Annotated in this window: 15 protein-coding genes; 5 read left to right on the top strand and 10 right to left on the bottom strand. The window is 39.9% G+C overall.

What is annotated here, in order from left to right; all coding sequences use genetic code 11:
* Positions 1–25 precede the first annotated feature (25 nt).
* Both glnD and dapC read left to right on the top strand, forming a co-directional pair.
* The gene (gene glnD / locus FTU36_RS00075) at positions 26–2,692 is read left to right on the top strand and encodes a [protein-PII] uridylyltransferase (RefSeq protein WP_180009460.1); all 2,667 of its coding nucleotides are present in this window, start codon (positions 26–28) and stop codon (positions 2,690–2,692) included.
* Between the two features lie 23 nt (positions 2,693–2,715).
* Positions 2,716–3,885: a succinyldiaminopimelate transaminase gene (gene dapC / locus FTU36_RS00070; RefSeq protein ID WP_168379650.1), complete on the top strand. Its 1,170-nt coding sequence runs from the start codon at positions 2,716–2,718 to the stop codon at positions 3,883–3,885.
* Positions 3,886–4,028: 143 nt separating this feature from the next.
* Here the strand turns inward: dapC and FTU36_RS00065 are convergent, their stop codons facing one another.
* From FTU36_RS00065 to msrB, 4 genes are all read right to left on the bottom strand, one after another.
* The gene (locus tag FTU36_RS00065) at positions 4,029–6,218 is read right to left on the bottom strand and encodes a TonB-dependent siderophore receptor (protein ID WP_180116579.1); all 2,190 of its coding nucleotides are present in this window, start codon (positions 6,216–6,218) and stop codon (positions 4,029–4,031) included.
* Positions 6,219–6,539: 321 nt separating this feature from the next.
* Complete coding sequence (locus tag FTU36_RS00060; RefSeq protein ID WP_180116578.1) at positions 6,540–7,049, bottom strand: TonB C-terminal domain-containing protein; 510 nt, start codon at positions 7,047–7,049, stop codon at positions 6,540–6,542.
* Between the two features lie 115 nt (positions 7,050–7,164).
* Entirely contained in the window at positions 7,165–7,653 is a 489-nt protein-coding gene (locus FTU36_RS00055; RefSeq protein ID WP_078189057.1) for a glutathione peroxidase, read from the bottom strand.
* On the bottom strand, positions 7,650–8,069 hold the full coding sequence (gene msrB / locus FTU36_RS00050; RefSeq protein WP_078189058.1) for a peptide-methionine (R)-S-oxide reductase MsrB: 420 nt from the start codon (positions 8,067–8,069) through the stop codon (positions 7,650–7,652). Before msrB ends, FTU36_RS00055 begins: the two co-directional genes overlap by 4 nt.
* A gap of 229 nt (positions 8,070–8,298) precedes the next feature.
* Between msrB and FTU36_RS00045 the strand changes: the two genes are divergently transcribed.
* Together FTU36_RS00045 and FTU36_RS00040 are read left to right on the top strand one after the other, a co-directional pair.
* Positions 8,299–9,729 carry a pyridoxal phosphate-dependent aminotransferase gene (locus FTU36_RS00045; RefSeq protein ID WP_078189059.1) on the top strand — a complete coding sequence of 477 codons (1,431 nt, stop codon included), beginning with the start codon at positions 8,299–8,301 and terminating at the stop codon, positions 9,727–9,729.
* 233 nt (positions 9,730–9,962) lie between these two features.
* On the top strand, positions 9,963–11,138 hold the full coding sequence (locus FTU36_RS00040) for a YbfB/YjiJ family MFS transporter (protein WP_180116577.1): 1,176 nt from the start codon (positions 9,963–9,965) through the stop codon (positions 11,136–11,138).
* 317 nt (positions 11,139–11,455) lie between these two features.
* On the opposite strand, the gene FTU36_RS00035 is transcribed toward FTU36_RS00040, so the two are convergent.
* Entirely contained in the window at positions 11,456–11,620 is a 165-nt protein-coding gene (locus FTU36_RS00035) for a hypothetical protein (protein WP_180116576.1), read from the bottom strand.
* Between the two features lie 405 nt (positions 11,621–12,025).
* Positions 12,026–13,279, bottom strand: a complete 1,254-nt coding sequence (gene icd / locus FTU36_RS00030; protein ID WP_180004095.1) for an NADP-dependent isocitrate dehydrogenase — start codon at positions 13,277–13,279, stop codon at positions 12,026–12,028.
* A gap of 378 nt (positions 13,280–13,657) precedes the next feature.
* On the opposite strand from icd, the gene FTU36_RS00025 reads away from it, so the two are divergent.
* The gene (locus tag FTU36_RS00025) at positions 13,658–14,869 is read left to right on the top strand and encodes an integrase arm-type DNA-binding domain-containing protein (protein ID WP_180116575.1); all 1,212 of its coding nucleotides are present in this window, start codon (positions 13,658–13,660) and stop codon (positions 14,867–14,869) included.
* Positions 14,870–14,953: 84 nt separating this feature from the next.
* Here FTU36_RS00025 and FTU36_RS00020 read toward each other — a convergent pair whose 3' ends face one another.
* The 4 genes from FTU36_RS00020 to FTU36_RS16860 all read right to left on the bottom strand — a co-directional run bounded on the left by FTU36_RS00020 (position 14,954) and on the right by FTU36_RS16860 (position 20,059).
* Positions 14,954–15,730 (bottom strand): N-acetylmuramoyl-L-alanine amidase, encoded by a 777-nt coding sequence (locus tag FTU36_RS00020; RefSeq protein ID WP_180022565.1) that lies wholly within the window; start codon positions 15,728–15,730, stop codon positions 14,954–14,956.
* Positions 15,714–16,007 (bottom strand): phage holin family protein, encoded by a 294-nt coding sequence (locus FTU36_RS00015; RefSeq protein WP_131275820.1) that lies wholly within the window; start codon positions 16,005–16,007, stop codon positions 15,714–15,716. The genes FTU36_RS00020 and FTU36_RS00015 overlap by 17 nt, the downstream gene beginning before the upstream one ends.
* Before the next feature lie 173 nt (positions 16,008–16,180).
* Positions 16,181–17,191, bottom strand: coding sequence for a leucine-rich repeat domain-containing protein (locus FTU36_RS00010; protein ID WP_180022567.1), 1,011 nt, complete (start codon positions 17,189–17,191; stop codon positions 16,181–16,183).
* 6 nt (positions 17,192–17,197) lie between these two features.
* The gene (locus tag FTU36_RS16860) at positions 17,198–20,059 is read right to left on the bottom strand and encodes a phage tail protein (RefSeq protein ID WP_180116574.1); all 2,862 of its coding nucleotides are present in this window, start codon (positions 20,057–20,059) and stop codon (positions 17,198–17,200) included.
* Positions 20,060–20,223: the final 164 nt, after the last annotated feature.

Genomic DNA, 20,223 nt, shown 5'->3' with positions numbered 1-20,223 from the left:
GTAACACCTTAACGGACCACTGTTCATGATCAATACGCTTCCTCTGCTGAATTACATTAAAAGTAACCACGACATTCAGGCGATTAACCAATGGCGCTCAGATGTTGAAAATCAGCTACAGGAATGTTTTGAAAATGGACAGTCGATTCGTGATGTGATTTTGGCTCGATCGAATCTAATCGATGAAGCCTTAAAGTTCTTATGGACACATGCTGAACTCGACCAAACCGATCTCGGTTTATTTGCTGTCGGTGGCTATGGTCGCCGCGAAATGCTGCCTTACTCCGATGTCGATATCATGATTTTGTCTGAAGATGAAATCAGCCCAGAACAAGAAAAACTCATCTCCAGCTTTATTTCAACTCTTTGGGATGTTGGTAATTTCAAACCGGGCATCAGTGTACGTACTATTAATGATTGTGTTGCTCAAGCCACCAATGATTTAACTGTGGCAACAGCGCTGATCGAAGCACGTTTGATTGTGGGCAATGAACACCTAGCCAAATGGCCACGCCGTATCGTATCGCAGACATGGACGGATAAAACCTTCTATGATGCAAAAATGCAAGAGCAAGCAAAACGCTATGCTCAACATAACAATACCGAAAGCAACTTAGAACCCGATATTAAAAATGCGCCCGGTGGTATCCGTGATATCAACCAAATCGGATGGATTGCAAAGCGTCATTTCCGTGTCAATCGCATCTATGACCTTGTACATCTAGGTTTTATTTCAGAGTTTGAACTTGGCGTTCTTGAAGAAACAGAAAGCTTTCTTTGGGAAATCCGTCATCATTTACATCGCTTAACCAAGCGCGACGAAAACCGATTATTGTTTGATTATCAACGTGACATTGCCGCTAAATTTGGCTATCAACGTGAAGAAGGTAAATCACCGAATTATCCAATCGAACAGTTCATGAAACGTTACTACCGTAGCGCTCAGCAAGTGACGACGTTAAATGAAATGCTCTTGGCTTATTTCAATGAATCGGTCATCACACCGCGCTTGCCTGACTATGAACGTAAAATTGAAGAGATCAATGCTAACTTCAAATTAGTTGATGGCAAATTGGCGGTGCAGCATCATAAAATTTTTTCTGAAAATCCAAGTGCTATTCTAGAAATTTTCTACCTCTTGGCGAATCGTCCAGAAATTGAAGGGATTCGTGCCCGAACTTTACGTCTATTGTCACTTGCAGCAAAACGTATTGATCAGAACTTCCGTGACAATCCTGCACATCAAGCCTTATTTATGGCGATCATTCGCTCACCCTACCGTTTATACGACACCATGGTGGCGATGAAACGTTATGGCGTGCTCGGCAACTATATTCCTGCCTTTGGGCAAATCATGGGACTCATGCAATATGACTTGTTCCATATTTACACTGTCGATGCCCATACCCTATTACTACTACGTAATTTAAACCGTTTTAAAGAGCCTGAATTTGCTAAGGACTTCCCTGTCGTTAGCTCCGTATTCCAACGACTGGCGCGCCGTGACATTGTTTATTTAGCGGCAATTTTCCATGATATCGCCAAGGGTCGCGGCGGTGACCACAGTGAACTTGGTGCAGCAGATGCAATTAAATTCTGCCGTACCCATGGGTTTACTGAACGTGAATGCAACCTTGTCGCATGGTTGATTCAAAACCATCTATTGATGTCCGTTACTTCTCAGAAAAAAGACATTTCCGATCCAGATGTGGTGAAAGAATTTGCTGAGAAAATGGGCGATATGGAGCATCTCGACTATCTCTACACCTTGACAGTTGCTGATATCAACGCAACCAATCCGACACTTTGGAATACATGGCGTGCATCCCTCATGCGCCAACTGTATACACAAGCGCGTGATGTGATTCGTTCTGGTTTGGGTCGTCCTGTAGATTATCCAATGCTGATCGAAGACACTAAATTTGCGGCCAGTGAACTATTAGTCAACGATTTTTCGCTCTACGATGTAGAAACTGTTTGGCAAGAACTCGGTGATGAATATTTCCTGAAAGAATCTGCCGATGAAATCGCATGGCATACGCGCGCCATTTTAAAACATGGCAATAATGCAGAACCATTGGTGATGATGCGAGCACATCGCAAATTTGCACAAGATGCGGTACAGATCTTTATTTACACTCAAGATCAACCTAACTTGTTTGCGACCACAGTGGCTATTTTGGACAGAATGAATCTAGATGTTCAGGATGCTCGAATTATCACTGCATCCACTGCATTTAGTTTGGACACTTATGTTGTACTTGACCGTTTTGGCACTTTATTAACAGATCCTGAACGTGAGCAAACTGTTATTGAAGCACTCAAACAAGCCTTGAGCCAATCTGACAAGTATCCAGGCCTGATGCAACGTCGTATCCCACGTCAACTGCGTCATTTTGATATTGAAAATACCGTGAGTATTTCTTTCAATGAAGCACTTCAACAAAATATGGTTGAAATTGCGACACTTGACCATCCGGGCTTACTTGCTAAAGTTGGTGGTTTATTTATGATGCAAGGTCTAGATATTCACTCTGCGAAAATTGCAACGCTCGGTGAACGTGCTGAAGATATTTTCTATGTCACTAAAAAAGATGGCTCACCTATGAGTGATTCAGAAGCGGAAACGTTTGCTGCACAGTTAAAGTCAGCACTCGATGAAGCATCGAATCAGGTTTGTAGTCATCATTAACTTAAATTATCGGTATCCATTCCATGAACTCCAGTTTGTCATTATTGCACCCTTATCCATTTGAAAAGCTGAATAAGCTATTTCAAGATGTGAAACCAGCAGATTTACCTTTGATTCCACTATCGATTGGTGAACCAAAGCATCCTGCACCGGAGTTTGTGAAACAGGCCATTATTGATAATTTTCAACACTTATCTACTTACCCAAACAGCAAGGGTTTACCTGAGCTTCGCACGAGCATTGCAAATTGGTTAACTCGTCGCTTTAAACTCAATAGCATCAGTGCAGACACCAACGTATTGCCTGTGTCTGGTACACGTGAAGCGATCTTCTCGTTTGTACAAGCTTTGATTAAACGTGAAGATGCCCCATATGTGGTGATGCCAAATCCGTTCTACCAAATCTATGAAGGCGCAACTTTACTTGCGGGTGCAGAACCTTACTTCATTAACTGTACAGAAGAAAATAACTACCTTGGCGACTTTGACGCTGTGCCAGCTGAAGTTTGGGAAAAAACCGCTTTACTGTTTGTCTGCACACCGGGTAATCCTACAGGTGCGGTACTTTCTAAAGAACAGTTTAAAAAACTGATTGCACTGTCTGACCAATATAATTTTGTGATTGCATCTGATGAATGCTACTCAGAGCTTTGGTTTGATGAAGCACCTGTTGGTCTGCTTGAAGTCTGTGCTGAAATAGGCCGTGATGATTATAAGAACTGCGTGGTATTCCACTCACTGTCTAAGCGTTCTAACTTACCGGGTATGCGTTCTGGCTTTGTTGCAGGTGATGCTGCGCTTTTAAAACCTTATTTACAATACCGTACTTATCATGGCGCTGCGATGCCTGTTCAACACCAGTTAGCTTCAATTGCAGCTTGGGATGACGAAGCACACGTCGAAGAAAACCGCGTCCAGTACCGTGCAAAATTTGAATTATTCCAACGCGAACTGGGTCACCTACTACCATTACAAAAACCTGATGCAGGGTTCTACTACTGGTTAAAAGTGGATAATGATGAAAGCTTTGCCAAAATGCTCATGGAAAAAGCACACGTTAAAGTGCTTCCAGGCCGTTATTTATCGCGTGATACGGCACAAGGTAATCCGGGTGAAAACCATGTCCGGTTAGCCCTTGTTGCTGATATTGCCCAATGTGAAGAAGTCATTCGTCGCTTAAAAGCAGTACTTTAATTGATTTAAAGCGTTTTGCTTAAAACAAAAAATGCCCCAGATTTGGGGGCATTTTTATTTGAGTCATTTCTTAACAATCATTCAAAGCTAATCATCTAGCAATAATTATTTATAAACAATTATTGAGAAATCATTGAAAACCATTAGAAATCAAATGTAGCACTCAATTTAAATGTTCGAGGTTCGCTCAGTGACAAATACGTATAGTCGTTCACCGATGCAGAGGCCCAATAGTCTTTATCTAAAACATTAGTCACACTAAAATTCAAACTGGTGGGTACATTCTTGATTTGCGTTTTATAGTTTGCACCCAAATCTATACGTGTCCAATCTTTAAGTTTCAATGTGTTGGCATTGTTTGCATAAGTTGAACCCGTATATACAACGCGCCCATTTACACTAACATCTTGTTCAATCGGTAGTTTCCAATCCGCTTCGACATTGGCTTGGAACTCCGGCACACCGATCACACGATGTCCATCAAATAAACCTTGGTATGTGTCTTTTTGTTCGGTATCAATCCAAGTTACGCCGCCCAATATTTTGATTGAATCTGTTAATTGACCATAGGCATTAAATTCAAGCCCTTGGTGAATATTCGTCGCTTGACTGATTTGTGCTGTCCCTGAGCTATTCACTGAGGCTTTTTGGCGATCTGTATAGAAATAATTCAATGTTCCGCCAATCAAGCCATTTTCATATTTCACGCCCAGTTCTTTTTGTTTCGAGACAAATGGATCGGCAATAAAGTTATTACCTTCACTATCCAAAATCGCTTCGCCTTGAACCAAAGCTTCGATGTAATTGGCATACATAGACCATTCAGGCGTTAATTTATAACTCACGCCCAATGCCGGAGTAAGCTGATTTTTATTAATATTGTATTTATAGGTTCCGTAAGAATATACGTCTTGATCAACTTCCTGATAACGCGCACCAAGCATGAGGGTCAAACGATCATCTAACATCGAAATATTGTCGCCCAAGGCAAAACTTTTCAAGGTACTGACACCCGCTTTCGGATAAGTCCCTTCTACCCCCAACCATTTATCAATGTTTGAATCTTCGGTGTAAATCGGATCATAAAAATTATCATTCAAACTGGTGGCATAACCATAGCTATAGCGTTTATCTGCACGATATAAAGAACCAGAAGCGACCACTTGATGTTTTAAAGCACCTGTTTCAAATTGAGTTTTCACACCCAGTTCTGCTGAGTGATTACGATCTTTACGTGGAATCATCGATGCAGAAAGTTTTGCCGTTCCTGCTGCAGTATCACTTAATTGTTGACTTGAGTAAACACCGGCTTCTTCTGATTTGCGAAAACCATATGCTGCATAGGCTGTCGTTGCATCGGTTAAGTCATATTCAGCGCGTACACTTCCGAATAAATCTTCTTCGTTTGAATAAGTCCATGCTTGACCATGATAATTAGCATACTGAGCAGCACTCGGAAGCTGTGTAACCGCATTGGTTAAACGTAAACTTGGTCGATTTTCTGAAAGGCGGTTATTGTTATATCCCAAATCACCAGATAGGCGGAGACGCTCTCCTTTGTAGTCCGCAGCAATCAAAGCCAATCCAAGTGTTTTCTTTTCTTGATCAATCTCGGTTCCGCCATCATGGTAAGCGGTATTGACCCGCACCCCAAATTGATCATCTGTCCCAAAGCGACGTGATACATCCGACGCCACATAGGCACCATTGAAGTTTGTACCCACCGTCACACGTGTTAATGGATCATTACTGGCACGTTTCGGAAGTAAGTTAATTGAACCACCAATTCCTGTTCCACCTGGGATTGCACCATTTAAAAATGCCGAAGCGCCTTTAAAGACTTCTACCCGCTCAAACAGTTCTGTTGGAATATATTGGCGTGGCAATATGCCATACAGGCCGTTATATGCAGTATCATCAGATGCCAATGTAAAACCACGAATAAAATAAGCTTCTTGAAAGTTCCCATAACCTTTGGCCGTACGCACACCCGCATCTGCTTGTAGCACATCCCCGACGCTTTTCGCTTGGCGGTCTTGAATATATTGCTGGGTATAACTGGTGATATTAAATGGTGTTTCTAAATTTTTCTGATTACCAAAAATACCCACTTTACCACCTGTGGCGACTTGCCCCCCTGCATAAGGCTTCATTAAACCATTTGCAGAAGCATCCGCACTGACGACCACATTAATGGCTTCTAGCGTTTGAACTTCAGTAGTATCGATATTGGCAGCGGGATGTTCCTTTTCAGCGATTTCATTCGCATAAACATATGTGAACCCTTGTGTAGCACACGCCATCATCACACAGAGCTGCTTCATTTTTAACATTGGGAGAATGATCCTAGAAAATACGCCCACATAATAAATGATAATTATTAGCATTTATTCTTTCATTTCATCTTTTACGATGCTTTTTATTTATTACTTTTTATTTTTTAATTGTAATTTTTTATTAAGCCCAACTTAATGAATTACACCCACCTGCTTGCCGAAGAGCGATTTCATTCATCAAATACACAAGGATTAAGTCATTTAATTTCCACTCATGAAACCAATTTTCAAGCTTCATCTATCAGATGAAAACCCAAACATTGACAGATCATTCGGGGAGCTTAGAACAATGATTAACATATGCCTTCTGCTATAGGCTTATTGAGGTGGATGAATAGCAAATTCATGTTCAACGGTATAACTGAGATTTTTATCGACCATCGGAATGGGTTCAAGTCGCGCAACCAATAGGGATTTTTGTACTTTTTGATCAAAGCTTTTAGAGCCCGAACTTGCAATGAGTTTTGAGCTAACAATATAGCCTGTTGCAGCAATCACGGTGAGCTGTAGTTTGACGGGATGCTTATATGTTTTCATTTCAGACGCAGATAGCACATATTGTGGTGCATTCACCCAAGAGACTTCATACATTTTCGGTTTGACATGTGGATCAATTACATCGGCAACACGCGTAGGTTGGTATTCTTCTACAGGTGTTTTTAATAATTGCAATAATGCATTGACCTGAGCATCTGTCGTGCGGTCTAGATTGATAGCATCAACAGAAGTTTCTGCAGATTCAGAAGCATTCAAATTGCTATCTGCCCAAGCTGTACCCACACATACGGGTAAAAAAACCGTTAAAACACAAATTCGACGTTTAACCATCTGCTTAAACAATGTGATGACCTTCAAATAAAGAGCCGTCAGTATAAAACATCCAAAAAAAAATAAAGACGCTTTCGCGCCTTTATATCAACCTTAGTTTAGCCAATGATTCACATCATTTTGACTGAGCCAAAGCTTTTTCAATATCTTCATTCAAGGTTTCAGGCTTGGTCGTGGGTGCATAGCGGTTCAAGACCTGACCATTTTTCCCAATTAAAAACTTCGTAAAATTCCACTTAATGCCATTTCCCAATACACCTTTCGAGTTATTGGTTAAGTAACGGAAAATCACATGCGCTTCAGGGCCTTTTACATTCACTTTGGCAAACATCGGGAAAGATACGCCATAGTTTTTTTGACAAAACGCGCCAATTTGATCATTCGAACCCGGATCTTGTCCGCCAAATTGGTTGCATGGAAAGCCTAAAACTTCCAAACCTTGATCTTTATATTGTTCGTAAATTTTCTCCAAACCTGCAAATTGAGGAGTGAACCCACATTTGCTGGCGGTATTTACAATTAATAAAACCTTACCTTCATAATCTGCAAAGGATTTATTACTTCCGTCCAGTAATTCTGCTTCAAACTGGTGAATAGTTGTCATGGATAAGTTTCCTCATCATTTTTTTCTTTTGTTTCTAATTCTAAGGATGCCGAATTAATACAATAACGTAATCCAGTCGGCTGTGGGCCATCAGCAAAAACATGCCCTAAATGTGCGTCACAATGATGACAAACAATTTCTGTCCTGACCATACCGTGTGTCGTATCTACATTTTCTTCCACCGCAGCAGGTTCAATCGGCTTATAAAAGCTCGGCCAACCACAACCGCTATCGTATTTTGTTTCAGAAGAAAAAAGCGGTTCCCCGCAACAACGGCATACATAAGTACCAGCTTGTTTAGTATTCCAATATTTTCCAGTGAAAGCTTGCTCCGTGCCTTTCTGACGCGTTATGCGAAACTCTTCTGGTGACAATTCTCTTTGCCATTCTCTTTCTGTTTTATTGAGTTTTCCCATGATGACGTCCCTTTATATCGTGGTATTTAAAATAGGATAATCCTATATTTACGTCATTCATTCTTAAATTTCTAGTCTTTATTCAACAATTTACAAAATCTATATAATGACCAAAAAAAGCAAAAGGTAAGCAAATCTAAATCAATGGTAAGCAAAATGCCAAATTAAATGCTTTTTTGTGAGCAACTTTAGTGATAATCTTAGCGCTACTCTTGCTCAGGATTAAAAAATGTCGCAGAAAAAGAGCGTAATTTTTAAAAATCTGCTGCCCGTGATCAAACAATATCAACAGGCAGGGTTTACGCATGAAAAAATAGTTGCTTTACTCAGAGACGAACATCATCTCGATTTAGTAACGACCGAGACATTTAAAAGCTATTTATACCGTTATGCAAAAGTGACCTCCACTCTTTCCGAGAATATAAAAATGCCGAATACGTTTAACACCCCACGCGAAATTAAGAAATCGTCTAAGCTCGAGCATGTTTGCTACGACATTCGCGGACCAGTGTTGCGAGCGGCCAATGAGATGGAAGAGGCAGGCCATAAAATTATTAAATTAAATATTGGTAACCCCGCACCTTTTGGTTTTGAAGCGCCTCAAGAAATTATTAACGACGTGGCATTAAACTTGCCAAATGCAATTGGTTATACCGACTCAAAAGGCATCTTCCCTGCGCGTAAGGCGATTTGTCAGTATTATCAACAAAAAGGCATCTTAAACATGCACGTGAATGACGTGTATGTCGGCAATGGCGTATCTGAACTGATCGTGATGGCGATGCAAGGTTTGCTTGACGATGGCGATGAAATGCTGGTGCCAATGCCGGATTATCCGCTTTGGACAGCGGCAGTTAACCTTTCTGGCGGTACAGCTATTCACTATAAATGTGATGAAGAAAATTTCTGGTATCCAGATATTGCCGACATGGAAAGTAAAATCACACCGAATACTCGCGGTATCGTGGTGATTAACCCGAATAACCCAACAGGTGCGGTTTACCCACGTCATGTGCTTGAGCAAATTGTGGCTCTTGCGAAGAAATACGACTTAATTTTATTTGCTGATGAGATTTACGACAAGATCGTTTATGACGGCATTGAGCATGTCTCTGTTGCATCTTTAGCAGGCGATCAGCTATGTATTTCATTCAATGGCTTATCTAAAGCGTATCGAATTGCCGGTTACCGTTCAGGCTGGATGGCAATTACAGGCGATAAATCACGTGCGCTAGACTACATTGAAGGTTTAGACATGTTGGCTTCAATGCGTCTATGTGCCAACCACCAAGCGCAATATGCGATTCAAACAGCTTTAGGCGGTTATCAATCGATTAATGATCTCATCCGTCCGGGCGGCCGTTTATATGAACAACGGAACATTGCTTGGGAAATGTTGAATGATATTCCGGGTGTGTCTTGTGTTAAACCAGAGGGTGCTATGTACTGCTTCCCTAAACTGGATCCTGAAATTTACCCAATTCAAGACGATGAGAAATTCATGTTGGATTTCCTCCGTGCTGAAAAAGTACTTTTGGTTCAAGGTACGGGCTTTAACTGGCCAACACCAGATCACTTCCGTGTGGTGTTCTTGCCTGCTGAAAATGAACTACGTGAAGCACTGACTCGTTTAGGTCGTTTCTTGGCGAAAATGCGTTAATTCATAAGTGCTTTAAAAATAAAAAAACCGTACGTGCTGTACGGTTTTTTTATTACTGTATGCTTAAATTTGATTTCTATACTGTACTCACACCGTAGCTATCTTTTTGAATAGTTAAGTTTTTAATAATTTATTTTGAGCTTAGACCTTAGTCAAAACTTTAAGATCTGTTGATTTTTCTACAGCATATTCATGTTATTTTTTAACCAATCATAAAAACACATGAGTACAGGATGTTCTCAAACAAAATTAAACTGAGCCTATTTCTCTGTCTAAGCATGTGCCTTGGCATCGGGATCTTACGTTTTTCCTATACCGCACTCCTCCCTTCAACCCGTGAAGCATTTGGTTGGAGCCCAAGTTTTGCCAGCATCTTAGGCAGTGCCAATTTGCTCGGCTACTTGATCGGTGCATTTTGGGCCATGAAATTACCCCAAAATAAAAGCATGGTGAATTATATCCAACTCGCAGCTATTGCAGGGACACTCAGTTTACTCAGTTGTGCATTTTCAGGTTTTTCAGAACTTTGGTATAGCACTTGGCGCGTTATTTCAGGGATCAGCGGCGGCTTACTAATGATCCTCTCCCCAAGTGTTGTGGCCCAATGTTCACAGCTTCAAGACCGCTTTAAAATCAACTTTATTGGTTTCAGTGGTATTGGCTTAGGGGTGTTAATGGCAACGCTATTTTTGCCTTACATCCAACAAATGCCGACAAAGTGGGCTTGGTTGATTTTATTTTCTTTTTCAAGCCTGATTTGTATTTTACTCAGCGTGCTTTTAAAAGGTTTTAAATCACAGCTCACAACATTCACCACGATTTCAGCTGCAGAACATAAAGTTGATGGGATATTCTATTGTCTCTTAATCGTGTATAGCACCAGTGCTTTTGCTTACGTGCCCCATTCATTATTTTGGATTGACTATTTAACTCACACCCTACACCTGAGCCCGATCGGGATCAATTTCAATTGGATTTTATATGGTCTAGGGAGTGCTTTAGGGGCATTTGCTGCTTACTGCCTAGCACAAAAACAGGGAAATATCAGTGCTCTTAAAATTTTATATAGCTGCTATGTCTTCGCGATTTTTATAGCGATTATTAATATCCATCCATTTTTTACTTTTTTTTCTTCTTTTGCTACAGGTTTGCTCAATCCGGCAGTGGTTTTTCTCACCTCTTATACCATTCTGCAAATCTATGGTAGCGCCTATAAAAAGCTCTGGAGTATTGCAACCCTGTGCTTTGCATCTATTCAATTGATTGGCGGTTTAAGCTTTAGTTTTTTACAGCGAATCGGTGTTGATTATTCACAGCAATTTATTTTGGCCGCATGCGTACTCTGCATTGGAACACTACAACTCTTTTGGTTTACTCGCACAGCAAAATTGAGCAAAAATACCGTCTAGGTCGATCACAAGACATTCAACTGCATCACCATTCACACATACAAAAGTCATGCATACAAAGAAAAGACCTATATAAATAGGTCTTTTCATTTTGATAAAGAGTGAATGGGCTAAGCTTTTTTCAGCTTTTTCTTTAATTTTTTCAGAGCAGAATTATGCTTTGAAATTTTGTTCAACCTCGCTTTAATTTCCTTTTTAAGTGATTTGGTTTTCTTAGACAAATTCATCTCCTTCTCGTCTACGTATAAATCTTAAATTTAGTTCAATGAGTAAATCGTTCGGCCAAATGAACTTTGACTCACAAAGTCTTTAGCCTATTAATGATGTTGTTGACGCTGATTTCGTTGATGTGGCTGTTGTTTCTGTTTCTTTTGGTCTTGTTGCTGTTGCTGTTGCTGTTGCTGTTGCTGTTGCTGTTGCTGATCATTTTGCTGCTGTTGTTGATCAGATTGTTGGTTTTGTTGATGCTGTTTACGAGACATTTCATTTCTCCTTTTCATCACAAGTGTCGCAATGTACTACTACTAGATGTACTTCCACTAAAGGACAACAACCAATGTACCGCTAATTTTCAAGGAACCAAGCCGATAAATGTTTCGAATTACTTCATTGTAAAATTTCTGGAGAATAATTAATTTGAAATCAATCCCCCTCTATTTTCTGCATTACCTAAGTTCACTCGAATAGTGTGGTTTTAAACTTTTGGTAACATGACAAGCATGCCAAACCATCTGATTGATTGCGTGAAGTCATCTTTTTATCTCGTATTTTTAAATGGCCTTGAGTAACCCTTTTTCTGTGTGTTTAATTAATTCCCATAAAAAAGGACTGAATCATTCAGTCCTTTTTTCACCTAGCATTTTTTACACTTAGATTGGCAAATAAACTCAGTCCATATGCTCAATGATGGCTTGTCCAAACTCCGAACAACGTAATAGTTTTGCACCTTGCATGAGTCGTTCAAAATCATAGGTCACCGTTTTGGCTTCAATGGCACCTGCGATCCCTTTAATAATTAGATCTGCCGCTTCAGTCCAGCCCATATTTCGCAGCATCATTTCTGCAGACAGAATAATAGACCCAGGGTTTACTTTGTCTTGACCCGCATATTTAGGTGCAGTGCCATGTGTCGCTTCATAAACTTGTACCGCGCCACCAATATTGGCACCCGGTGCAATACCAATGCCGCCAACTTCAGCCGCCAAAGCATCTGAAATATAGTCACCGTTTAAATTTAGGGTAGCAATGACTGAATAATCGGTCGGACGCATGAGAATCTGCTGTAAAAAAGCGTCCGCGATCGCATCTTTAATCACGATTTCTTTGCCCGTTTTTGGATTTTTTATTTTGACCCAAGGACCACCATCTAGCAATTCACCACCAAAGCGCTCAAGTGCGACTTCATAACCCCACTCTTTAAACGCCCCTTCGGTATATTTCATGATATTACCTTTGTGCACCAAAGTGACATTCGGCTTATCATTATCAATGGCGAATTGAATAGCTTTACGTACCAAACGCTGAGAACCTTCTTTAGATACAGGCTTAATACCGATACCGCAATTTTCCTCAAAGCGAATCTTAGTGACGCCCATTTCCTCTTTAAGAAATTTGATCATTTTCTTGGCTTCAGGTGAATCTGCTTTCCATTCGATCCCAGCGTAGATATCTTCTGAGTTCTCTCGGAAGATCACCATGTCTGTACGTTCAGGATGCTGAACAGGTGAAGGAACGCCCTTAAACCAACGTACTGGGCGCACACAGACGTAGAGATCTAATTCTTGACGTAGTGCAACATTTAGCGAACGAATGCCACCACCGACAGGCGTCGTTAATGGCCCTTTAATTGAAACCACAAATTCGCGTAAAGCCTCAAAGGTTTCTTCGGGCATATAGGTACCATAAATTTTATTGGCTTTTTCACCACAATAAACTTCCATCCATTCTATGGCACGTTTTCCACCATAAGCTTTTTGTACTGCGGCATTCACCACGGTTTTCATCACTGGAGTGATATCAACACCAATACCATCGCCTTCAATAAATGGAATAATTGGATTATTGGGAACATTGAATGATAAGTCTGAATTTACTGTAATTTTTGTCCCATCCACTGGAACGACGATCTTTTGATAACCCATTTTTATGACCCTCCCTGAGAAGCGAGTGAAAAAATAATTGCTGTTTGATAAGACTTTTAATTGCGCTTCACGCATAATACTCTAAAGCAAATCTACCTTTTTTGAGATTTAGATGGGAAATAGCTGCATTTCCCTATTGAATAAATCTTAACCAATTTGAATTATTGTATTTAATAGAAGTTATTTCCTATGAAAATCGTCATCTTAAACAATTCTGATAATAATAATTCGTTATAATCCTATATAGTTCGCCACGTCTGCTATTAACCTTTAAATTAGAATAATTAAAGTTCGCTACAGTTCGATAAATTCCATTTTAATTCGTATCAAAAACGGGTATCTTGACGGGTAACATTAAAATTACCCGTGTTACCCGTCATGCTTTCAGATGCAAAAGTAAAAACACTTAAACCTAAGGATAAGTCTTATCGCATTTTAGATGCTGAGCGGCTTTATATAGAGGTTCGCCCTACTGGTACGAAGATATGGCGCTTCAAATACACACTGAATGGCAAAGAAGGAACTATTAGTTTTGGTGAATATCCTGCTGTAACCCTGCAGGAAGCGAGAAAACTAAAAGATGATGCACGTGCAAAATTAGCTAAAGGATTAAACCCATCACAAGAAAAGAAGAAAGAAAAATTAGAAAAAAGAATTAAAGCCAGCAATACATTCAAGGCTATAGCAGAAGAATATGCAGCTGAGCAAATGAAACACAAATCCCCTGATTATGTTGAGCGATTTAAAAATTGCATGCAGATGGATGTGTATAAAGAAATTGGCTCACTACCAATTAAGGACATTACATCTGCTCACATATTATCTGTGATGAAAAACACCATAAGTCGCATTAGTGCATCCCCTAAATTCGGAACAGGTGAAGCAGCAGCAAACTTAAATCGTAGATTTATCGGCCTAGTCATGCGTTATGCAATTATCACATCTCGATTGGATAATGATCCTACATACGCATTACGTAGTGTGGTATCTCAACCAGCAGTCGAACATGCGAGAGCGCTTGATCCACATGAAAGAAAAGAACTGCGTAGAAAAATTGATAGCTATAACGGCTCTACAGTTGTCAGAAATGCTGGCTTAACAATGCTTTATTCAATGTTGCGGACGGTGGAGATAAGGAAGTTAGAATGGTCATACATTGATTTTGAATCCAAGACTATTACGCTCCCCCGATCATCAAGACAAACGCAGCAAGATCGTGTTATGAAGAAAAATAGGACTCATATCGTCCCAATTTCGTCACAGCTTTTTGATTTGCTTCAGCAGCAATACGCACTATCAGGTGATCAAATTTATGTTTTCCCTTCACCTCAACGGCGCAATAATATGTTGTCTAGGACTACATTAAATAGAATGCTTGAATACATGGGGATGTCAGCAGTTACTGCACATGATTTTCGTGCAACTGCTTCAACAGCTTTATACGAAAAGGGTTATAAAGAAGACTGGATTGAACTCCAGTTGGCCCATGTAAGCGGCAATAGAACTAAAGCTTCATATAATCACGCCAAACATCTAAATGAGCGTAGAAAAATGATGCAAGATTGGGCTGATATGGTAGATGAGTGGTAATTTATCCATACTTTAATAATTTAATGTATTCTAAAATAGCAAACCCCAACACGTCGAGTTGCGTAGGGTTTGCACCAAAAGCCCTTACTTGAGGGCTTTTTCATGTTCAATAATTACTTGCGCCACCGCTTTCGCAGCCGACCAATATTTTGAATGAAATGCTGCAAGTTCTGTTGCGTTTGAAATAAAGCCTAGCTCCACAATCAAACCACCAGCATTGATGAATCCAAGCCGTCCACGTGCTGACTCTGATTGATCAATCCAACCATTCTGTCCACGCAATCGAGATCCAAAAACATCGGCCACGGCCTTAGATAGTTTTTGAGCCAAGACCTTATCTTTGGGAAGAGCAATCGTTTCAATTCCATTCGCCTGATCATTTACAGAGGCATTCATGTGGAATTCAATTGCAATCGATGCACCCTTGGCTAGGGCAATTGCATTCGTTAGAGGAAGGTTGATTGTTCCTGCGCCATCGGTTTTATAAGACAGACCTGCGGCTGCAAGATAATGTGCTACAGCATTTCGGAATTGTCGCACCAATTCAGCTTCTTTATATTTGCCGCTGACAGCACCCGGATCTGCATTGCTATGCCCTGCGGTAATCGTCACAAATTGATTTACATCGTGTAGTTCAGGTTGCTTTTTCAGGCGGGCAAGAACCATAGCCACACCAACCAACATACCAACCCACTCTGCAATGTTTTCAGGAATCTTGTTTTTAAGTTCCTGTGGAATAACATTCCAGATATTTAAAAATTGCTCTGAAAATAAAATCAGAGCATAAAAAAAGGCGCTTAATGCGCCTACTTGTATCGACTTGAGTTTCCAAGCTTGTTTCCAGTTATCGATTAGTTTCATCACTCACCTTATCTATTTTCTTACTTACGAAATGCGTGCCTTTGTAGCCAACAACTGATGCAAAGCCCACTGAAATGATTTCAGGAAAGCCTAGCCATGTTGTCAGCGACCAAAAGCCCACTGCAAAAAATCCACACATAAACGCTTCAAGCCAATCGGCCTGCCCTCGTTTCTTAGCGGTACGAAATAAAGCCATTAAAAAAGCCATTACAAATGATGCAATGGCTGTATAAAAAGGACTTACTGATTCAGCGACTTGTTTAGAAAAGTCGTCCATTAAATTCCCCTAAATTTTGGTAATAAAAAAAGCACCCCGAAAGGTGCTTTATTTTTTTTAAATCTAAACTTTTATTTCTGAATGCGACCCACTTGGCGCAGGTCGAAAATTAACTTGGTTTGTAATAAAAACTCTGGCACCTAAATGATACGTAGTACCAGAAGCGCAAAACACTAAACACCCACCATTTTTGCGGCATGAGCCGACCAGTTCGGCGCTGTTTGGTATGCAGATAATGAAGCGACAGGCACCTTTATGACGCATGTAGATTTTAATGAAGACAATCCAGATGAATTTAAGTCCGGAGGATTGACTGGAAGGCATATCAACTCGTTACAACTGGTCAGCCCCGCAATTCCATTTGAAAGTATGCTTAACACATTTAATCCAATTGTGAATTTTGTGCATTTATCATTGCCCGCAAAAGCAAACGCAGGTATTGATGTTATTCCATTGCCTGTATTTACTTCCAAAGAAGCAGCATATTGGTATGCCCCACCCCCTATCATTGTCACAGTGTCTGGAATTATATTGTACTTAATAGCTGAGCTATAAAAAGCAGAACCGTTTACTGTTTTTACGTTTCTGTAGTTAAATGTTTCAAGTTTTGATGTGTATTCAAATGAGTTGTCAGGTATGGTTAATACCCCAGAGCCAATATCAAAGTTCTTGAATCCAGCCCTGCTAAAGCAATAGTTGGATAAATTTGTGACAGAGTTAGGTAGTACGCAATCAAAAAACACAGGTGCAGATGAACCGAAGTTTTGGAAAGCGTATTCTCCTATTTTTTGCAATGTACTTGGTAGTTGCAGTAATGACGCATATCTCCAATCTGTAAATGAGTAATTTTTAATCTCAGTCACACTGCCACTAATGATTAATCCAGTTGCTCTGTAAAAAATATTATTATCCTGCTGCGTTGCTATTAGTGCGTTATTTTGAATAACCCCGCTTATAGCATTGCTCAGTATTACATTCCCTATATTTAATGGAAAATTATCCATTGTTCCGCTAAATTGAATTGCTCCACCACCAATAACTTCACTTGGAGCATACAATTCAATGGTTTTTGTCGCAGAATCCTTTTCAGATGTAACCGTGATTTTTTCACCACCTGTATAACTGGCAGGGAAAGAAACGGCAAAATCACCGTTTCCATCCGCAACTGTTGTATAAGTTGCCATAATCTCTTATTCCTCAATTTCAATTGTAATAGTTGCACCTGCTTCGGCTTTCCCTGAAATTGATGAGCCATCAAATTTCATGTTCGCGCTAAGTGATTCATCCACATTTACAGAGATATTGGAAGTCGGAACTGTGTTTCCAGTAACGCTTGAGCCGTCCGTTGTTGCAGTCAAGATCAAACTTGCTGACTCAACAAAGAATGAATGTTCAAATACTTGATATGAGTAATACCCATCCCGCACAGACCATAATCTCAATGTATGTGGTTTATTTGGAATTAACGCGCTAGATAGAATGGTTGCTGTATTTCCAGTTATTCCGCTTGCACTACCCAAAACAACATTTTCAGAAATTAATTCATAAGAATATGTTGTGTTTAATTCCGCATCATTTGAAGCATCATAAAAATCAATAATTTGATTCGCCAAGCGATTCCGACCAAGCCAAGTTAATACAATATCGTTTGTCGTGATAATGGTTTCAGGATAATAAACATCATTAATTTTCACGTTGGCAGGTGGGTATGGTCTAGATAATCTTGAGCGCATATAAACAGGCGCACTGCCAAGTTGCTCTAGCTTAGAGCTTGGTGTAACCGTTAATGTAGATTCCCTTACATTCTGATCTGCCGAATATTCAGTTAGTGAGAATAATCCATCATCAGGATTGGATCTAAAAAAATACATGCCATTATCCCAACCCCTTGGAATGGTATCCAATGCACCGCGTTTAACGGTTAAGATGCTTGTTTCAGCGTCAAACGATTCAACAATCATAAATTCATAAGAGCCAAATTCACCTGATAACCAAGTACCAACAACAATCAAGTCATTCGGATTCAAGTAATCTTCAATCTGTAGATTTTTGACTGGAATCTGTGTTGCTGTTCTTGAGACCAATTGATCGAATTGACCGCTTGTAACAAACTCAGCATTTCCCTCAACAACCCATCCATTTTCAGGCTTATCTACATCCGAAGTTAAAACCTCTGCATATAAAGCATTCCACTGTGGTCTTCGATATGTTGAGAATGTAAAACCTACATCTGGATTATGCGCAAGTTCCTCATCAATTTTGCGCTGACCGATATTTTGGACTGCAATGTAGTAAGGTGCCTCAAAAGTTTCACCAATTGCGGGCATGGCAGGCTCGGCTTTTTCTTCAGTAGAGTCATCAACCACGATGCTTGTATTCATTTCTCCTGAATATGGTACAACTTCCTCAAAATCAATCATCACCTCATTGTTTAAGCCGTTACCCAAATCAATTTTCATAATTCGAGCTAAAATTGTGCCTTGCCATTTTTTAGACCAATTGATTTTAACTAAGTCATAGCGATTCCACTTTCTAGCTTCACGCCATCCAGTTGTGAGTGTGCCTTTCCATGCTGGTGTTGAGTATTGTTTCAACTTCCAATTCGCTACAATTTCAGCATTTCGCATATTCATGAAATACGGAAAATCAATTGATTCTGCATTAGCTTTACCAATTGTTAAAATTGAGCCATTTTCATAAACCGAGAATGTCGAGTTTTTAATGCGCTTTCTGTCGTAATACGTCACGTTTAGTTGATTAACAATATCATCAGAGTTCATCACTTCAAGCGATAAGTCTTTGATTTTGTTTTCTGCAATTGTGTGTATTTCTTCATCAGTAAGCCAATCATCACGGAACAAAACCATCTCATATAAACCAGTTTGGCGGTTTACTCGGATACCAGCTTCAATGTGGTAACAAAGCTCCTCAATTGCATCAATGCAAGATTTCTCATCAATTGCCCATGAGATACCTAATCCCTCATCCCAAATTCTGTTAGCTGCTTTAATGAAATTAGCATCATTTACATCAATCTCAGGCTTAGCCATTGCTATATCATCGGTTAAAATCTCTCGGATTTTATGAATGGGATTAATATCTGGCGAATCAAGTTCGATAGTTTCTGTTATTTCTGATCTAGGATAAAAAACTCTAACGTAGAAAGGATACAGGTGATTTGAAAAAATTGTCGTATCATTAACTCTGTGCGGATCAACGATAACATTGAAGCTAAAATCTTTTAGTGCCAGAAAAACAATTTTATAACTAGAGTCACCATCTGCAAATTCCTCCACCTCAAATGACAAAATATCAGCTCTACTGTGTGTTATTTTGGGAGAATAGTTCGTTCCGTCTATGTTGAAAGTGACTTCAACCAAAAAGTTACAGTCAATCTCAAAATTAACATTTGCGCTTGCGCTTGTTGAGCCAACATAGCCGACTGGATTGTTCTCTACCCAAATACCACCAGCATGGTTTGTTTTATGATCAACTATGACGTATTTATCAACATTTTCCAGTCTCCAATCGCTACCATCGTTATACTCTGTGAATATTTCCGTTTCATTATCAGATATTCTAGTTTCCAGCATTACGCCATTACCCACCATTCTTGAATGGTCGATTAATGTTTTAATGTAGTATGATCCGATCTCACAAACCACCGCTCCATCTCCGCGAACTTCATACCACTGCCCCTGACCATCATTTCTAACACGCGTACGCTTCACCCATAGCAACATCTCTTTCATGTAGTTTGAGTTGCCGAAATAAAACGCATCTCTATCACTAACCGATAGTGCATTTATAATGCCACCAATCAAGCCACCCTCATTTGATTTTTCCCCTCCAGTGCCACGAAAAACCAAATAAGACTGATAAGGGTATGCAGAAACCAAGTCAAAATACTGTTTATATGCTAGGTTTTGCTGTGGCTGTGGATAGCCAAATTCAATATCAATATTCCCAACCACACCGCCTGCATCTTGCCCGAACAGGCTCGGCTTGTTCACAGGTAATAAATTAGGTGGATGTTTTATCGGGTCATGCACAATCCAGCCGCGATTATCAAAATTAATCGCAATAAACTGAACCGTACCGGGTTTGTCGGAGACATTTTTATTTAAGTTAGGCCACGTGACCTAACGGGTTAATCTTATCATAGTACATTGCTTCAAACTCAAAAGGCGATACATAACCCAATGCGCTGTGTACA

Origin of the sequence: Acinetobacter sp. YH12096 (assembly GCF_013419215.1) — a bacterium.
Lineage (GTDB): Bacteria > Pseudomonadota > Gammaproteobacteria > Pseudomonadales > Moraxellaceae > Acinetobacter > Acinetobacter amyesii.
This window is presented reverse-complemented; position numbering and strand designations above follow the sequence as displayed.